The 17121-nt window shown below is 67.2% G+C and carries 15 protein-coding genes, 1 tRNA gene and 1 pseudogene; 6 read left to right on the forward strand and 11 right to left on the reverse strand.

Annotated elements, in window-relative coordinates:
• Positions 1 to 206: 206 nt before the first annotated feature.
• The 3 genes from ABZ348_RS18650 to nth form a co-directional block, all read right to left on the reverse strand.
• A complete protein-coding gene (locus ABZ348_RS18650; protein ID WP_358934326.1) occupies positions 207 to 1409 on the reverse strand; it encodes a MarP family serine protease in 1203 nt (400 codons plus the stop codon).
• A gap of 92 nt (positions 1410 to 1501) precedes the next feature.
• A complete protein-coding gene (locus ABZ348_RS18655) occupies positions 1502 to 2200 on the reverse strand; it encodes a CoA pyrophosphatase (protein ID WP_358934273.1) in 699 nt (232 codons plus the stop codon).
• Between the two features lie 328 nt (positions 2201 to 2528).
• Complete coding sequence (nth, locus tag ABZ348_RS18660; RefSeq protein WP_358934275.1) at positions 2529 to 3389, reverse strand: endonuclease III; 861 nt, start codon at positions 3387 to 3389, stop codon at positions 2529 to 2531.
• Positions 3390 to 3679: 290 nt separating this feature from the next.
• On the opposite strand from nth, the gene ABZ348_RS18665 reads away from it, so the two are divergent.
• Positions 3680 to 4354: a Crp/Fnr family transcriptional regulator gene (locus ABZ348_RS18665; RefSeq protein ID WP_250921514.1), complete on the forward strand. Its 675-nt coding sequence runs from the start codon at positions 3680 to 3682 to the stop codon at positions 4352 to 4354.
• Positions 4355 to 4459: 105 nt separating this feature from the next.
• Here ABZ348_RS18665 and ABZ348_RS18670 read toward each other — a convergent pair whose 3' ends face one another.
• The 5 genes from ABZ348_RS18670 to ABZ348_RS18690 all read right to left on the reverse strand — a co-directional run bounded on the left by ABZ348_RS18670 (position 4460) and on the right by ABZ348_RS18690 (position 8210).
• Positions 4460 to 5368 (reverse strand): SPFH domain-containing protein, encoded by a 909-nt coding sequence (locus ABZ348_RS18670; protein ID WP_358934277.1) that lies wholly within the window; start codon positions 5366 to 5368, stop codon positions 4460 to 4462.
• Between the two features lie 159 nt (positions 5369 to 5527).
• A complete protein-coding gene (locus ABZ348_RS18675) occupies positions 5528 to 6358 on the reverse strand; it encodes an MBL fold metallo-hydrolase (protein WP_358934279.1) in 831 nt (276 codons plus the stop codon).
• Positions 6355 to 7218 carry an NUDIX hydrolase gene (locus ABZ348_RS18680; RefSeq protein WP_358934280.1) on the reverse strand — a complete coding sequence of 288 codons (864 nt, stop codon included), beginning with the start codon at positions 7216 to 7218 and terminating at the stop codon, positions 6355 to 6357. Before ABZ348_RS18680 ends, ABZ348_RS18675 begins: the two co-directional genes overlap by 4 nt.
• Positions 7219 to 7584: 366 nt before the next feature.
• On the reverse strand, positions 7585 to 8055 hold the full coding sequence (locus tag ABZ348_RS18685) for a RidA family protein (RefSeq protein WP_358934282.1): 471 nt from the start codon (positions 8053 to 8055) through the stop codon (positions 7585 to 7587).
• Positions 8052 to 8210, reverse strand: a complete 159-nt coding sequence (locus tag ABZ348_RS18690) for a hypothetical protein (RefSeq protein ID WP_358934284.1) — start codon at positions 8208 to 8210, stop codon at positions 8052 to 8054. Before ABZ348_RS18690 ends, ABZ348_RS18685 begins: the two co-directional genes overlap by 4 nt.
• A 205-nt stretch (positions 8211 to 8415) precedes the next feature.
• Here ABZ348_RS18690 and ABZ348_RS18695 point away from each other — a divergent pair, with 205 nt between their 5' ends.
• Both ABZ348_RS18695 and ABZ348_RS18700 read left to right on the forward strand, forming a co-directional pair.
• Positions 8416 to 9378 carry an ArsA-related P-loop ATPase gene (locus ABZ348_RS18695; RefSeq protein ID WP_358934286.1) on the forward strand — a complete coding sequence of 321 codons (963 nt, stop codon included), beginning with the start codon at positions 8416 to 8418 and terminating at the stop codon, positions 9376 to 9378.
• On the forward strand, positions 9375 to 10769 hold the full coding sequence (locus ABZ348_RS18700; RefSeq protein WP_358934288.1) for an ArsA family ATPase: 1395 nt from the start codon (positions 9375 to 9377) through the stop codon (positions 10767 to 10769). The genes ABZ348_RS18695 and ABZ348_RS18700 overlap by 4 nt, the downstream gene beginning before the upstream one ends.
• A gap of 541 nt (positions 10770 to 11310) precedes the next feature.
• Here the strand turns inward: ABZ348_RS18700 and ABZ348_RS18705 are convergent.
• Positions 11311 to 11655 (reverse strand): WhiB family transcriptional regulator, encoded by a 345-nt coding sequence (locus ABZ348_RS18705; RefSeq protein ID WP_177149633.1) that lies wholly within the window; start codon positions 11653 to 11655, stop codon positions 11311 to 11313.
• 450 nt (positions 11656 to 12105) lie between these two features.
• Here ABZ348_RS18705 and ABZ348_RS18710 point away from each other — a divergent pair, with 450 nt between their 5' ends.
• Positions 12106 to 14403 carry a transglycosylase domain-containing protein gene (locus ABZ348_RS18710; protein WP_358934290.1) on the forward strand — a complete coding sequence of 766 codons (2298 nt, stop codon included), beginning with the start codon at positions 12106 to 12108 and terminating at the stop codon, positions 14401 to 14403.
• A gap of 217 nt (positions 14404 to 14620) precedes the next feature.
• Here ABZ348_RS18710 and ABZ348_RS18715 read toward each other — a convergent pair whose 3' ends face one another.
• Positions 14621 to 15085, reverse strand: a complete 465-nt coding sequence (locus ABZ348_RS18715) for a GatB/YqeY domain-containing protein (protein WP_358934292.1) — start codon at positions 15083 to 15085, stop codon at positions 14621 to 14623.
• 169 nt (positions 15086 to 15254) lie between these two features.
• Between ABZ348_RS18715 and ABZ348_RS18720 the strand changes: the two genes are divergently transcribed.
• A complete protein-coding gene (locus tag ABZ348_RS18720; protein ID WP_358934293.1) occupies positions 15255 to 16181 on the forward strand; it encodes a metallophosphoesterase in 927 nt (308 codons plus the stop codon).
• Between the two features lie 124 nt (positions 16182 to 16305).
• Positions 16306 to 16379: transfer RNA gene (locus tag ABZ348_RS18725), tRNA-Pro, on the forward strand.
• A 92-nt stretch (positions 16380 to 16471) separates the two neighbouring features.
• On the opposite strand, the pseudogene ABZ348_RS18730 reads toward ABZ348_RS18725, so the two are convergent.
• A pseudogene (locus tag ABZ348_RS18730) lies at positions 16472 to 17121 on the reverse strand (transposase); the annotation flags it as partial.

Raw genomic sequence — 17121 nt, forward strand, 5'->3', positions numbered from 1 at the left:
CTGCGCCCGCAGCTGCCCCGGATGTGGCAGTCGTCAACTCCTGCCACATGCCTGACTCGTCGTTTCCCTTACCCACTCGTTCCCGGAAGGCCGTCCGAGCAGGGCCGGCACGGTTCAACCAGACGCCGGCAGGACAGCGCAACGCTGAGGGAAGAGGATCATCCCTCCCCACGCCCCGGTAGAGCCCTGGAGGCCCGGTCTGAGGGCTAGAGGGCGCATCCTTGGCTGTCTACCTGCTGATTCGCGGCGAGACCCGCGGAGATGTCCTCGGTGATCTCGTCGACCGTCAGGGCGTAGCCGGTCTTCGGGTCGTCCAGCGAACGGGCGAAGATGACTCCGGAGACCTCACCGTCGGGGGTGAGCAGCGGACCACCCGAGTTGCCCTGCCGAACCATGGTGTAGAGCGAGTAGACATCACGCCGGACCGTGCCGCGGTGGTAGATGTCGGGCCCGTTCGCATTGATGCGGCCCCTCACGCGCGCCGAGCGCACGTCGTACGCCCCGTTTTCGGGGAAACCCGCCACGATCGCGCTGTCACCGGACTTGGCGTCGGGGTCCGCGAACCGCAGCGGCTTGGCCTTGAGGTCGGGCACGTCCAGTACGGCGATGTCCCGCTGCCAGTCGTAGAGCACGACCTTGGCGTCGTAGCGCCTTCCCTCGCCACCGACCTGGACCGTCGGCTCGTCGACTCCACCCACCACATGGGCATTGGTCATGACCCGGCGCTCCCCGAAGACGAACCCGGTTCCTTCGAGGACCTTGCTACAGCTCTGGGCGGTGCCCACGACCTTGACGATCGACTTCTTGGCACGGGCCACCACCGGGCTGCCCACCAGAGCGGGGTCCGGGGGCTCCACCTCGGTGATCGGTTCGTTGGAGAAGGGGCTGAAGACCTGCGGCAGCCCGTTCTGCGCGAGGACGGTGGTGAAGTCGGTGAACAGGGTGGACGCCTGCTCGGGCATCACCCGGGAGACGCCCAGCAGCACCTTGGAGCTGCGGACCTCCTTGCCGAGCGTCGGCAGCGCTGTCCCCGCGAGCGCCGATCCGATCAGCCAGGCCACCAGGAGCATCGCGATGACATTGACGAGCGCGCCACCGGTGGCGTCCAGGGCGCGGGCCGGGGTCCAGGTGATGTAACGACGGAGCTTGTTGCCCAGGTGGGTGGTGAAGGCCTGGCCGATCGAGGCACAGATGATGATGACCACAACGGCGACGACCGCGACGGTCGTGGACACCTCCGAGCCGTCATCGGTCACCTCGGCCCAGAGCACGGGCAGCAGATAGACCGCGACCAGCCCACCGCCGAGGAAGCCGATCACCGAGAGGATGCCGACGACGAAGCCCTGCCGATAGCCGACGATCGCGAACCACACGGCCGCGACCAGCAGCAGGATGTCCAGCACATTCACCGTCATTTGCCTCGCAGATCCATCGCTTCAACGCCGGGCTCATGGTCCGGTCGTCGCCGGTTTCGAGCCGGCAGGGTCGGAGGGTCAGCCTGTCATGGGTGCCAGTCGAGCGGGACCTGGCGTTCACGGTCCCAGGGGCGCTCCCAGCCGGCGAAGTGCAGCAGGCGATCGATCACTCCCGCTGTAAATCCCCAGACCAGGGCCCCTTCCACGGTGAACGCCGGACCGAGGTGACCGCTGGGGTGAATGGTCGTGACACGGTTGGCGGGGTCCGTGAGATCCGCCACGGGCACGGTGAAGACGCGAGCCGTCTCGGCAGGATCGACCGCTCCGATCGGGCTGGGTGTGCGCCACCATCCCAGTACGGGCGTCACGACGAACTCGCTCACCGGAATGTAGAGCTTGGGAAGGACGCCGAAGACCTGCACGCCTGTGGGGTCGAGTCCGGTCTCCTCCTCCGCTTCCCGCAGGGCAGCCCTGAGCGGTCCGGTGGTCGTGGGGTCGCCGTCCTCCGGGTCCAGGGCGCCCCCCGGGAACGAAGGCTGGCCGGCGTGGGCGCGCAAGGTCCCGGACCGCTCCATCAACAGCAGTTCGGGGCCGGTTGCGCCCTCACCGAAGAGCACCAGGACCGCGGACTGTCGTCCCCTGCCGTTCTTGGGCGGCAGAAAGCGGCTCAGTTGCTCGGGTGCGACGTCATCCACGGTCCGTGCGACGGGGTGGAGCCAGGTGGGCAGGCCGTCAGCGGTGACGTCCACCGCCGCTCCGCGGACGGGGTGGGTACCCGCAGGCATACGGTCCATAGGGCTTCGCCGTCCGTACGGACTCCCGCCGTGGTGTGAGGGGTCTTGAGCTGCCGCCTCATGGCCTTCGTGCAGGGCAGGTCGCGGGCCGTCGGGGCCGCTCACGCATGCCGCGGTACGGAGGGACCGGGCGCCCTGCGCCGGCCCGTGGTGCGATCCGGCCTCGCCCGGGCCGCCCGCGATGCCCGCCGCGGTCGCCCCGGCGGCCCCGAACGGACCGCTGGCGCGAGTCGTCTCGTAAGTCGTGTCGTGCGTGTCGTCTCCTGTGCGCATGGGCACCCCCTCGTTCACAACGCCCCACAGCGCAGGGATCGTTCCTTCATCCGGTCTCCCGCAATGCGGGAGCGGGTCGCCCCGGGTAGTCGGCCGGAGGGTTGAGCCGCTGGCCCGGCTGCCCGCCCAACTCGTACTTGAGCAGCTTCTTCGCCTTCTCCGGGTCCGTCTCGCCCTCGCCGTAGGAAGGACACAGATGCGTGATCGGGCAGGCCCCGCACGCCGGCTTGCGCGCATGGCAGACCCGGCGGCCGTGGAAGATGACCCGGTGCGAGAGCATCGTCCACTCGGACTTGGGGAAGATCGCCGCGATGTCCGCCTCGACCTTCACCGGATCCTCGTGCGCGGTCCACTTCCACCGCCGCACCAATCGGCCGAAATGTGTGTCAACCGTGATGCCGGGCACTCCGAACGCATTGCCGAGAACCACGAACGCGGTCTTCCGACCGACGCCGGGCAGCGTGACCAGGTCCTCCAGCCGGCCGGGGACCTCGCCGCCGAAGTCGTCCCGCAGCGCCGAGGAGAGGCCGAGCAGCGACTTGGCCTTCGCACGGAAGAAACCCGTGGGCCGAATGATCGCCTCCAGATCCTCCGGCGCTGCCGCGGCCATGTCGTCGGGCGTGGGGTACTTCGCGAACAGCGCGGGCGTGGTCTGGTTCACCCTGAGGTCGGTGGTCTGGGCGGAGAGGACCGTCGCAACGAGGAGTTCGAAGGGGTTGCGGAAGTCGAGCTCCGGATGGGCGTACGGATAGACATCGGCCAGCTCGCGATTGATCCGGCGGGCACGACGGACCATCGCCAACCGGGACTCGGGCTTCCGCACACCCGGCCTTTTCGCGCTTTTTGTCGCTTTCGGAGCACCGGACGGCGCATGTTCGCCCACAGCGGAATCCTGCTTTTCGGCCACTCTTCCAGCCCCCTCGGCCTGCGCTCTCACCGGCAAATTGGACACTCGGCCACCCTACGGTCCGCCACTGACATCCGCCCCGGTCACAGGTAATCAGGACCCAATCGGGCCCCTGCCGCACGAACAGACGCTCCAGTGCGTCAGACTTGTTGTGATTGATCGCACGAATATTTACTTGCCAGGGGTCTGCCGCAGCCACGCTGTCCCACGCGGTGTCCCCCGGACGGGCACCGCACGGTCCGGCATCATGGGGGCCACGGTCCCTGAGCAGGTCGACAAGGAGAGAACTCGTGGACGACGTTCTGCGGCGCGCCCCGCTCTTCGCGGCGCTCGATGACGAGCAGGCCGCGGAGCTCCGCGGCTCGATGAGTGAGGTGACGCTCGCCCGCGGCGACGCACTCTTCCACGAAGGCGACCCCGGTGACCGCCTTTACGTGGTCACCGAGGGCAAAGTGAAGCTCCACCGCACATCCCCCGACGGCCGCGAGAACATGCTCGCCGTCCTCGGCCCCGGCGAGCTGATCGGCGAGCTGTCGCTGTTCGACCCCGGACCGCGCACCGCGACCGCCACGGCGCTGACCGAGGTCAAGCTCCTCGGTCTCGGTCACGGCGACCTCCAGCCCTGGCTGAACGTACGCCCCGAGGTAGCCACCGCGCTGCTGCGTGCCGTAGCCCGTCGACTGCGCAAGACCAACGACCAGATGTCGGACCTGGTCTTCTCCGATGTCCCCGGCCGTGTCGCCCGGGCGCTCCTCGATCTGTCGCGTCGCTTCGGCGTGCAGTCCGAGGAAGGCATCCACGTGGTCCACGACCTCACCCAGGAGGAGTTGGCCCAGTTGGTCGGCGCCTCTCGCGAGACCGTGAACAAGGCGCTCGCCGACTTTGCACAGCGCGGCTGGCTGCGGCTTGAGGCACGTGCCGTGATCCTGCTGGACGTGGAACGGCTCGCCAAGCGTTCTCGCTGATCAGGCCGGTGCGGACGTAGTCCTCCACCGCCATGCGACAGAAGAAGGGCCGCCCGGGACTGTTCCCGGAGCGGCCCTTCCGCTTGTGCTCTCCCTACGGTGACGTCACCGCTTCTTGGTGCCGTCCACGATCAGGGGGTTGCCACCGCCGTCCCCACAGGGCACCGCGTACACCGGGTTCTTGGCCGCTGCGTCCTTGAACGCGTCGATGCACTGGTTGATGAGGATCTTGTCCGTGAGCGAGTTGCTCAGGATCTTGTTTGCCCGGGCGATGCCCTCTGCCTCGATCCTGCGGCGTTCGGCCTCCGCCGTCGCCGTGCGGGCCGCCTCGGTCGCCCGCTCGGTCGCCTGCTGCTGCTGGATTTTGCGGTCGATCTGTCCCTGCAACTGGTCGGAGGGCTTTACGTTGCGGAGGTTGACCGTGGTGACGTTGATGCCACGGGGAGCCAGGCGCTCCTGAATCAGATCGCCGATCTCGCCGTTGATCTTCTCCCGAGCGGAGCTGTAGCCCGCTTCGCTGGTGTGGCGGGCGAAGACGTTGCGGATGATCTCTCGGCTGTCGGGGAAGACCAACCGCTGCTGGATGGCGTCCTCACTGCCGGCGAGCCGGTAGAGCTCGACCGCCTTGGCGGGGGTCACCGCCCACTTCACCGTGACCTCCACGTACATCACACCGCCCTGGTTGGAACGGACCTCGACGACGTCCTTGTCCGAGAGGTTGAGGTCCACGGGGCGGGTGGAGAAGGTGGTGATGTTGGTGAACGGCGATGTGACGTTCAGACCGGAGGTCAGCGGCGCCCCCACCTTGCCGAAAGTGACCGGAACACCGACCTCGTAGGCGCTGATGATGTGCACACAGCTGGCGACGCCGGAGAACAGGCTGGCTATCAGGGCGCCCAGGGCCCCGAGCTTGAGACCCCTTTGGTCGTTGCTGCGGCCGACGAAGAAGAGCACGGCTGCCGCGATGAGCAGCAGCACGAAGAGAACGAACACGCCAGGTCCCCCCATGGTCATTTGCGAAAGATAAACGGAGCGTAAAACACAGCCCATGGCTTCAGACGCATGGGGGTCGACGACAGTTCGACCTCAGACGGAGAAGAACGGCCATCCGCGTCTCGTCTCACGACGGACGGACCGGCCCCGGGCGACGACTTTCGCGAACCACGGTCGGGCTTAGATCAACCCGTGCTCCCGCAGATACTCCAACTGTGCTCGCACTGATAGCTCCGCCGCAGGCCAGAGCGTTCTATCCACATCGGCGTAGACCCGAGCGACCACGTCTGAGGGCTCCCGGTAGCCGTGTTCGACCGCAGTCTCCACCTGAGCCAGACGATGGGCCCGATGAGCCAGGTAGTACTCGACGGCGCCCTGGGCGTCCTCCAGCACGGGACCGTGGCCGGGGAGCACCGTGTGGACGCCGTCGTCGACGGTCAGGGAACGCAGTCTGCGCAACGAATCCAAGTAGTCGCCGAGCCGTCCGTCCGGGTGCGCGACGACCGTGGTGCCTCGCCCCAGGACGGTGTCCCCCGTCAGTACGGCACCGTCGGCCGGCAGATGGAAGCAGAGCGAGTCCGAGGTGTGGCCGGGCGTGGGGACGACCCTCAACTCCAAGCCTCCGGTCCGGATCACATCGCCGGCGGCCAGACCTTCGTCGCCCAGTCTGAGCGCGGGGTCGAGGGCGCGGACGGGTGTACGGGTCAACTCCGCGAACCGCCCCGCGCCTTCTGCGTGATCGGGGTGTCCATGGGTGAGTAGGGTCAGCGCGACCCGTTTCCCGGCGCGTTCGACGGTGGCGATGACCTTGCGCAGATGACCGTCGTCGAGCGGGCCCGGATCGATGACGACGGCCACATCCGCATCCGGCTCGAAGACGATCCAGGTGTTGGTGCCGTCGAGTGTCATGGCGGAGGGATTGGGTGCCAGGACGCTGATCGTACGAGCCGTGGCGGGCCCGGAAAGCACGCCACCACGGGGCTGACCGGGCAGGGCTGCGGCATCCGTCATCGCGGGCCCCCTATGGGAATGTTCTTGGTGAACTCCGCATGCCCTGGCCAGCTGAGTACGAGCTCCTCGCCGACCATCCGGGCGGTCGCCAGTACGGGAGTGAGGTCCTGGCGTCGTGCCGCGGCGAGGGCGTCCACCGCCGCAGGGTGGGGAATCAGCGACCTTAGCGTGGCGATGGTGGGCGGCAGCATCAACAGTTCTCCCCGGTCGTAGCCTTCGGCGGCGTCAGCCGGCCGGATCCACACCGTGCGGTCTGCCTCGGTGGAGGCGTTCCGGGTGCGCTGGCCCTCCGGGAGCACGGCGACGAAGAACCAGGTGTCGTATCGACGCGGTTCGAACTCGGGCGTGATCCATCGGGCCCAGGCCCCGAGCAGGTCCGATCGAACCACCAGTCCCCGGCGGTCCAGGAAGTCGGCGAAGGAGAGCTCACGATGGACCAGGGCCTGTCGGTCCGCTTCCCAGGTGTCGTCGGTCGTGTCGCTCACCACGCTGTCCCCCGTGGGGCCGGCGAGGAGGACGCCCGCTTCCTCGTAGGTCTCCCGGACCGCAGCGCACACGATGGCCTGGGCCGATCCCTCGTCCACACCGAGACAGGCAGCCCATTCGGCGAGAGAGGGACCCGCCCAACCGATCGGACGGGAATCCCGGGCGTCCACTCCGCCACCCGGGTAGGCATAGGCACCGCCGGCAAAGGACATCGAGGCGCGTCGGCGCAGCATGTGCACGGCGGGACCGTCGACCGTGTCACGCAGCAGCATCACCGTCGCTGCCCGGCGTGGTGTCTCGGGGACGAGGTCGCCTCTGGCAAGGGCGCGAATCCGGTCCGGCCACTCCGGTGGGTACCACTGACCATTGGACATGGCCGGATCGTATGCGCTGACGCGTGGATGTTCGAGAGGTCCCCCGGTCACCGGCGGAGCGGCACGGAGGGGTCCACATCACCACTTCCCCCGGCCGGTGGCCCTGCTGCACAAGAGGGGCTAGTGGTCTTCCGGCCAGCCTCTGCGGGCGGCAAGGCGCGAGGTTTCACGTGGAACATCGGCCCGGGTTGCAGCGAGCGGTCCAGCCGGTCCAGCTGGACCGCTCGCTCACAACTTCGTTCGACCGGTCTTCACAGCCGGGGCAGATCGGAGCCGAGGCACCCGGCTCCACCGAGCCTGCACCGGCTCGGAAAATGGATCACCAGCAGCAGCCCAGAACGGCGCCCACTGCCAGCCCCGTGGGCCTCACGCCTGGGTGAGCTCCACCAGGACCTCGACCTCAACCGGTGCGTCCAACGGCAGCACCGCAACGCCCACCGCACTGCGCGCGTGCACACCCTTGTCCCCGAGAACTTCGCCGAGGAGTTCGCTCGCACCGTTGAGCACCGCAGGCTGACCGGTGAAGTCGGCGGCCGAGGCAACGAAGCCGGTGACCTTGACGACCCGCGCAATGCGGTCCAGATCGCCGGTGACGGACTTCACCGCGGCCAGTGCGTTCAGCGCACACGTACGAGCCAGTTGCTTGGCCTCGTCCGACGTGACCTCGGCACCCACCTTGCCGGTGACGGGAAGCTTGCCTTCGACCATCGGGAGCTGACCCGCGGTGTAGACGTACGAGCCCGAAATCACGGCCGGCTGGTAGGCGGCCAGTGGTGGCACCACCTCCGGCAGGGTCAGGCCCAGCTCCGCCAGCCTGGCTTCGACGGCGCCGCTCACGCGGCCCTCGCCCGCTTCAGATAGGCCACGAGCTGCTCGGGGTTCGGCCCGGGCACGACCTGGACGAGCTCCCAGCCGTCCTCGCCCCAGGTGTCCAGAATCTGCTTGGTCGCGTGCACGAGAAGGGGCACGGTCGCGTATTCCCACTTGGTCATGCAGGCGACTGTAGCCGCAGAGCCCGGCCTCTCCGCACCCAAGGCGTCAGAGGGGCCGATCTGCCCGACGGATGATCGCCTCCGGTCCGAGCACAACCCCGCGCGCCAGAACGCCCTCCCGAGGCACGGTCGGGGATACCTGCGTGACGCAGCCCGCACACCACCTCGTGCGTAGGTCGCGGTTCAACTGGTTAGGCTCGAATGCGTGAGCAGGTTCCAGGTGGTCAGTGGCAAGGGTGGCACCGGTAAGACCACGGTGGCCGCCGCCCTCGCGCTCGCCCTCGCGACCGAGGGAAAGCGGACTCTTCTCGTCGAGGTCGAGGGGAGGCAAGGCATCGCCCAGCTCTTCGAGACGGAGACGCTCCCCTACGAGGAGCGCAAGATCGCCGTTGCATCCGGTGGCGGTGAGGTCTTCGCTCTGGCCATCGATGCCGAGCGGGCACTGCTCGACTACCTCCAGATGTTCTACAAGCTCGGCAGCGCCGGCCGAGCGCTCAAGAAGCTCGGCGCCATCGACTTCGCCACCACGATCGCGCCCGGGGTGCGCGACGTACTGCTCACCGGCAAGGCGTGTGAAGCCGTGCGCCGACGTACCAAGCAGGGCACCTACGCCTATGACCACGTCATCATGGACGCACCGCCCACCGGCCGGATCACCCGATTCCTCAATGTGAACGACGAGGTGGCGGGGCTGGCGAAGTTCGGCCCGATATACAACCAGGCCCAGGCCGTGATGCGCGTCCTCAAGTCCCCCCAGACCGCGGTCCATCTGGTGACCCTTCTGGAGGAGATGCCGGTTCAGGAGACGGCGGATGGGGTCGCGGAACTGCGCGCGGCCGAACTGCCCGTCGGCAGTGTGATCGTGAACATGGTCCGGCCGCACCTCCTGGACGAACAGGCGGTCAACAGCGCGGCGGGCGACCGCCGGGACGAGATCGCCAGAACCCTCGTTGCGGCGGGTGTGAACGGTGCGAACGAGCTCGTCGCCCCCCTATTGGAGCAGGCGTCCGATCACGCTCAGCGGGTCGGTCTGGAGCGGGAACAGCGGACGGCGCTGAGCCGGCTGGACCTGCCCACCCATGAACTCCCTCTGCTGAGCGAAGGCGTCGATCTCGCAGGGCTCTACCAACTGTCGAAGGAACTGCGGAAGCAAGGGACCGGCACATGAACTTGGACGCGTCGGCAACCCCTCTCGAAATCGACCCGCTCATCGACGACCCCGCCACTCGCATCATCGTCTGCTGCGGTTCCGGAGGCGTCGGCAAGACGACCACCGCCGCGGCGCTCGGAGTACGGGCGGCGGAGCGTGGCCGTCGGGTCGTGGTGCTGACCATCGACCCCGCCCGGCGACTGGCCCAATCCCTGGGCATCGATTCCCTGGACAACACTCCACGTCGGGTGAAGGGCATAGAGGGCAACGGCGACGACTCCTCCGGCGAACTGCACGCCATGATGCTCGACATGAAGCGGACCTTCGACGAGTTCGTCGAGGCGCACGCGGACGCCGAGCGAGCCCGGGCCATCTTGAACAACCCCTTCTACCAGTCACTCTCGGCCGGTTTCGCCGGTACGCAGGAGTACATGGCGATGGAGAAGCTCGGACAGTTGCGCGCCCGGGACGAGTGGGACCTGATCATCGTCGACACCCCTCCGTCCCGTAGTGCCCTGGACTTCCTCGACGCACCCAAGCGATTGGGGTCGTTCCTCGACGGCACGTTCATCAAGCTTCTGGTGACCCCCGCCAAGATGGGGGGTCGGGCGGGCATGAAGTTCCTCAATGTCGGCATGACGATGATGACGGGGACCCTGGGAAAGCTGCTGGGTGGCCAGCTCCTGCGGGACGTCCAGACGTTCGTGTCGGCGATGGACACCATGTTCGGCGGCTTCCGCACGCGCGCCGATGCCACCTACCGCCTGCTCCAGGCGCCTGGTACGGCGTTCTTGGTCGTGGCGGCTCCGGAACGGGACGCCCTGCGGGAGGCCGCGTACTTCGTGGAACGGCTGGCGGAGGAGGAAATGCCGCTGGCCGGGCTGGTCCTGAACCGCGTCCACGGAAGCCAGGCCGATCAACTCTCCGCCGAACGGGCCCTCGCGGCGGCGGAGATCCTCGCCGCGGGAATCACGTCAGAAAATATTGATGGTGGGGGCATTGTCGATCAGGGGGGCGGGAAGACTGGTGTTCGTGAGGCTCCGGGCGCCTCTCCCGAACCCCCGCCCGAAAGTCGCACACCGGCGCACAACCCCGAGCAGCACAAGACTCCCGAGCACACTGCGCTCCCTGCGCACCCCATGGACGATGCCCCCGTGTTCCACAAGGTCGTATCCGCCACAGCGGACCCCACTGCCGAGCAACTGACGGCGGGTCTGCTGCGTCTGCATGCGGAAAGAATGCAGGTACTCGCGCGTGAGCAGCGAACGCGCGACCGTTTCACCGCGCTGCACCCGGAGGTGGCGGTGGCCGAGGTCTCGGCCCTGCCCGGCGATGTCCACGACCTCGCGGGTCTGAGGGCCATCGGCAATCAACTGGCAGCGGCAGGAGACGCGATCGCCGGACAGTGAAGTTTTCTTCCCCGTGCTGAACCCATCGGGCATCCGGCCCACTCCCCCGCGGCCGGAACCGACCGAAGGGCTCGACGGGCGAAACGGCGCCACCAAGCGAGGACGAGCCGATCCGTGAAGCGCTGGTACCAATGTCCAGCAGACCGAGCAGTCGACGTCGGTGCCACTGACGAAGCACCACCCCACGGGTGATCGCGGAGCCGTGGATGGCCGAGGTGAGGACCGGGACGCATGAACCGGAGCCGAAGACTTCGCCGACACGTGTGAACCGGATGCTTCGCCGGCACGTGTGAAAGAGAAAGAGGAGCATCGCGCACGCGGGCGCGAGCCCTGAGACATGAGGAGGCTGGCGCCAGTACAGGGCACAGCAAAGTCATGGGGCGCAACAAACGGGGGACTCGGCGAACAGGCTCCCGCAAGCCTGTCCTGCCCGTCCTATCCGTAGTACCTGTGGTGCCTCTGTTGTGTTCCGACACGGATGGTTTCCGTGTGGATTGAATCGTGCGAGGTGGTGCACCTTCGGGGGATCTCCCCGCAGGGACTACCCCACAGCCGCGTACGTCTCGTAGGTCTCATCGTCATCGAGACCAACGGGCAGGATGCCCGCACTGCGCTCGTACTCCGTGCGCGCGGTCTCCAAGAGTCTGCGCCACGAGGTGACCGTGGGACGTCGGCGCAGAAGTGCACGCCGTTCCCTTTCGGTCATTCCGCCCCAGACACCGAATTCCACACGGTTGTCGAGGGCGTCGGCCAGGCATTCGGTCCGCACCGGACATCCGGTGCACACCGCCTTGGCCCTGTTCTGCGCTGCTCCTTGAACGAACAGTTCATCCGGATCGGTAGTGCGGCAGGCTGCCTGCGCACTCCAGTCGGTTACCCAGCCCATCCCGGCGCCGTCCTCTCCCGAATCGAGGCTCCCCCACGGCGGCAGCGGCATATTCACCGCTGCCAGTTGAGGACGTTACGGAAGGCAGGCACAGCGCAACACCCCCTTCGGGCCCAATCTTGAATGGCCCGAACGGACTATGCGCACGGAGCAGATCACTCGGGGGGGTGAGTAGAGGACATGCGTGATGAACCCGACAAAGTGGGGTAGAAGAGCTGAGCCACAGCACACGCGAGAGGGCGCATAAGGCGGATTGAATGCGAATTCGGACACGGACCCTGCGATTCCACTTCGGCCCCTGCTGCCGCCCTTGTGACTAGGCGCTTTGCAACAGGCTCGCTGCGGAATCGGGGAATGCCTTGATACAAAACCACACTGCTGTGACAGTTGAGAGCAGCTTAGGCCAAGGCCTATACGTATGTCCGGCGAATGAGAACGTAGGCTGCCTTCATGCCAAAAAAGCGCTCGGGCGGTGGTCTGACCGGGACCCAGCAAGCCGCCAAGTTCCTCGGTGTCAGCGTGCTCTCCGGAGCCGTGCTGGCAGGGATCGCCCTGCCTGCCTTCGGGGTACTGGGGCTCGCGGCCAAGGGAACGGTGAAGGGGTTCGACGAGATCCCCGCCAACCTCAAGACCCCCCCGCTGAGTCAGCGCACCACCATCCTGGACTCCAAGGGCGGAACGATCGCCACGGTGTACTCACGCGACCGCACGGTGGTGCCGCTCAAGGACATCTCGCCCCACATGCAGAAGGCGATCGTCGCGATCGAGGACTCGCGCTTCTACGAACATGGGGCGATCGACCTCAAGGGCGTCCTGCGGGCGCTCAACAAGAACGCGACGAGCGGCGGAGTCACCCAGGGCGCGTCGACCTTGACACAGCAGTACGTGAAGAACGTCTTCGTCGAGGAGGCGGGCGACGACGCGGAGAAGTTCGCCGAGGCCACCCAGCAGACCCTCGGCCGCAAGATCCAGGAGTTGAAGTACGCGATCCAGGTCGAGGAGGAGTTGGGCAAGAAGACGATCCTCCAGAACTACCTCAACATCACGTACTTCGGCCAGAAGTCCTACGGCATCGAGGCGGCCTCCCAGCGCTTCTTCTCCAAGAAGGCTAAGGACCTCAACCTGGAAGAGGCCGCGATGCTCGCCGGCCTTGTCCAGTCGCCCAGCCGCTACGACCCGGTCAACGACGCGGAAGAGGCCACCAAGCGCCGCAACATCGTCCTCCAGCGGATGCTGGAGGTGGGTGACATCTCCCCCGAGGAAGCGGCCCGGGCCAAGGCGACCCCGATCAAACTCAACGTGAGCGAGCCGAAGAACGGCTGCATCACCGCGGTCAACGGAGCGGGCTTCTTCTGTGACTACGTGCGGAAGTCCTTCCTGTCCGACCAGACCTTCGGCAAGACCCGTGACGACCGCCGCAAGGTCTGGGACCGCGGCGGGCTGACGATCAAGACCACGCTCGACCCGCAGGCGCAGAAGTCGACTCAGAAGTCGATCAAGAAGCATGTGTACAAGTCGGACAAGGTCGCCACCGCGGTGACGATCGTGCAGCCCGGGACCGGCAAGGTCCTCGCCATGGGCCAGTCCCGCCCGTACGGATACGGCAAGAACGAGACGGAGATCAACTACTCCGTCGACAAGAAGGCCGGCGGATCGAACTTCGGATTCCCGGTCGGATCGACCTTCAAGCCGTTCGTGGCGGCGGCGGCCCTGGAGCAGGGCAGGCCCCCGACGCAGGTGTACCCGGCGCCGTACAAGATGCCCTATCCCGACTCGATCCCCATGTGCGATGGCGGCACCTGGCGCAACTCCGCCAAAGAGGTCCTGGAGAACGAGAACGAGAAGGAGGTGGGACCGTACGCGCTGAAGAAGGCGATGGAGATGTCGGTCAACACCTACTTCGTTCAGATGATCGAGGACATAGGGCTCTGCCCGGTCGTCGAGATGACCGACAAGCTGAGGGTGATCCAGGGCGACGGCACCAAACTGCCGGTCGCCCCCTCGCCGCTGACGCTGGGTTCGACGGCGATCTCGCCGCTGACCATGGCCAGTGCGTACGCGACGTTCGCCAGTCGAGGGACGTACTGCAGCCCCACCGCCATCGAGTCGATCCGCACGGCGGACGGCCGAAGCCTCAAGGTGCCGCAGAGCACCTGCGAGAAGGTGCTGAGCGAGCAGACCGCGGACACGATCAACACCCTGCTGGGCGGTGTGGTCGACTCCGGCACGGGCCAGCAGGCCGGTCTGGCGAACCGTGACAATGCGGGTAAGACCGGTACGACCGACGAGCGCCGCAATGCGTGGTTCGTCGGTTACACGCCCAATCTGTCCGGAGCGGTCTGGGTGGGCAGCCCCACCCAGCAGGTGAAGATGATGAACATCACCATCGGCGACACCTACCACGCCAAGGTCTTCGGTGGTCAGGTACCGGGTCCGATCTGGCGGGACGCGATGAACGGCGCGCTGGAGGGTTGGGACTCACCCGTCTTCAACAAGGTCTCGATCCCCGACGGCCCGGACCCGAGCGAGAAGCCGGACGAGGACGGCGAGGACAACGGCGGCGACGGCAACGGCAACGACGGCCGACCCGACGACGGCAAGCCGGGAGACGGCCGGCCGGGTGACAACGGCGGACCGGGCGGCGACGGCCAGCAGCCCTGGCCCGGCATCTCGCTCCCTTCGGACCAGACAGGGGGCGGCGACAACCGCGGCGGGGACAACGGCGGCGGCGACGGCCCAGGAGACTGACGGAAAGCAACGGAGGGCCGAGGCGTCACCACGCCTCGGCCCTCCGACGCACCCGGCACCCGGTCACCGACCGACATCCGAAACGCTGCACATCACCGGGGGTACGGGAACCCGTCCACGTACCGCACGGGGAGTACGGGACCGGCTGACCGGTCCCGGTGGTGCGCCCCGTTCCGTCACGAGGCGCACGGTGGTCGGGTCGGCCCGACCTCCCAGGTCAGCTCGCGAGGAGCCGCTTCACCGTGGCTGCCACACGACCGCCCTCAGCCCGCCCGGCGACCTGCGGATTCACCTTCTTCATCACGGCGCCCATGGCCCTCGGGCCCTCGGCGCCCTCGGCCTTGGCGTCGTCGACGGCCTTGGCCACGATCTGTTGCAACTCGTCATCCGTGAGCTGCTGCGGCAGGTACTCGCCCAACAGCTCACCCTCGGCCCGCTCGCGCTCCGCCTGCTCGGCCCGTCCGCCCTTGGCGAAGGCTTCTGCGGCTTCACGGCGCTTCTTCGCCTCCCGGGCGATCACCTTCTGCACCTCGTCGTCGGAGAGCTCCCGGGCCGTCTTGCCCGAGACCTCCTCGGTGGTGACGGCGGAGAGGGTCAGCCTCAAGGTCGAGGTGCGCAGTTCGTCGCGCGCTCTGATCGCTGCGATCAGATCATCGTGGAGCTTGGACTTGAGCGTGGTCATGCGGCCCAGTGTGGCAGGTGAGGATACGGACGTGCCCGGCCATTTCACGGAGGCGGCGCGTCCATGACGGCCGCCGACCGGGAGGCGGAACGGCGCCCGCAACGGCCCGAGTGATCATTAACTCGGCCCACCCCGCGCTTCGTACCCCTTTGTCTGCGACGATGGACAGATGCGCGCACGGTATGGAATTCCCCTGGCAATCACGGCAGTAGGAGCCGCAGGCATCGCCTACGCGGCCGGCATCGAGGCCCGTTCCTTCCGCCTCCGACGGATCACCGTCCCGGTCCTGCCCAAGGGAATGCGTCCGCTGCGGGTGCTCCAGGTATCGGACATCCACATGGTGAGCGGCCAACGCAAGAAGCGCGCCTGGCTCCAGTCGCTGGCGGGCCTACGGCCGGACTTCGTGGTGAACACCGGCGACAACCTCTCCGACCCGGAGGCGGTCCCGGAGACCCTGGACGCCCTCGGTCCGCTCATGGAGTATCCGGGCGTTTACGTCTTCGGCTCCAACGACTACTACGGACCCACGCTCCGCAACCCCGCCCGCTATCTGTTCGAGAAGGCCCAGGGCAAGCACGGGCTGAACGGCAACCCCCCGGCTGTCGGCGTCGTCCACAACCCGTGGGAGGACCTGCGGGACGCGTTCGACGCGGCCGGCTGGGTCGGCCTGAGCAACACGCGGGGCAGGCTCAAGCTGGAGGGGTACGAGCTCGCGTTCACCGGCCTCGACGACCCGCACATCAAGCGCGACCGGTACGAGAAGGTCGCGGGCGGCCCCGAGAAGGACGCCGACCTCTCCCTGGCGATCGTGCACGCCCCCTACCTGCGCGCGCTGGACGCCTTCACCACCGACGGCTACCCCCTGATCCTCGCCGGCCATACGCACGGCGGCCAGCTCTGCATCCCCTTCTACGGCGCGCTGGTCACCAACTGCGACCTGGACACGGATCGGGTCAAGGGCCTGTCGACCCACGAAGCAGCGGGGAACGTCTCCTACCTCCACGTCTCGGCTGGCTGCGGAACGAGCCGCTACACACCGGTACGTTTCGCGTGCCCACCGGAGGCAACCCTGCTCACGCTGGTGGAAAAGACCTGATCCCCGCCCCACCCAGAACCAGCCCAAGCCCCTCCGGGAACCACCGCGGGGCCGCGCAAACCGGATTTCGCCTGGGGGCGTGGGTGGGCTAAAGTAATCGATGTCGCCACGCGAGTGATGACATCGGGGTGTAGCGCAGCTTGGCAGCGCGCTTCGTTCGGGACGAAGAGGTCGTGGGTTCAAATCCCGCCACCCCGACAGCTGAAATCGCAGATCAGAGGGCCCAGTGTGCAAGTTTCACTGGGCCCTCTGATCTGTTCTGTGTGTCTAGCTGGGTGACCAGTGCCGTATCAGGCAACGTTTGCCCTGGCGACCACGGCACGTAGTCGCTGGTCGTCGGCGTGGTGATTGCGTCAGATGATGTAGCGGCGGATCATGCTGCCCTGCTCCTTGTGGCTGGCGTGGTCGGTGCCGTCGAGGGTGAAGTAGCGCAGGGCTGTGAACTGGGCCTCCATGCGGTTCAGCCACGAGGAGTTGGTCGGGGTGTAGGCGATCTCGACGTTGTTGGCCTCTGCCCAGCCGGCGACGCGGCGGCACCGCTTGGTGGTCAGGTGCGGGGAGTAGTTGTCACATACGATCGCCAGGCGGACTGTCGGTGGGTAGAGGGTTCGCAGGTAGCGGCAGAATTCCAGGAACTTCGACCGGTTCTTGGTCTTCTTGATATGGGTCCTTGGCCAGGTCAGAGGCGGCGAACAGGTGCCGCACCCCGTGCGGGCGGGTGTAGGTCGCCCGCCGCCTGGGCCTGGGCTCGCGATCGGGGTCTTTGTGCCTGCCCCCGCGTTTGGCCCACTGCCGCCCCGGGTGCGGCTGCAGGTTCAGCGGGCCGAACTCGTCCAGGCAGAAGACCACTTCCGGCTCGCTCTCCTTGGGTATGACCTCGCGGTCGGCGATCGCGTACAGGTGTTCCACTCGGGCCTTCTTGGTGGTGTAGTCCGGATCG

Source organism: Streptomyces sp. NPDC005963 (assembly GCF_040638655.1).
Taxonomy (GTDB): domain Bacteria; phylum Actinomycetota; class Actinomycetes; order Streptomycetales; family Streptomycetaceae; genus Streptomyces.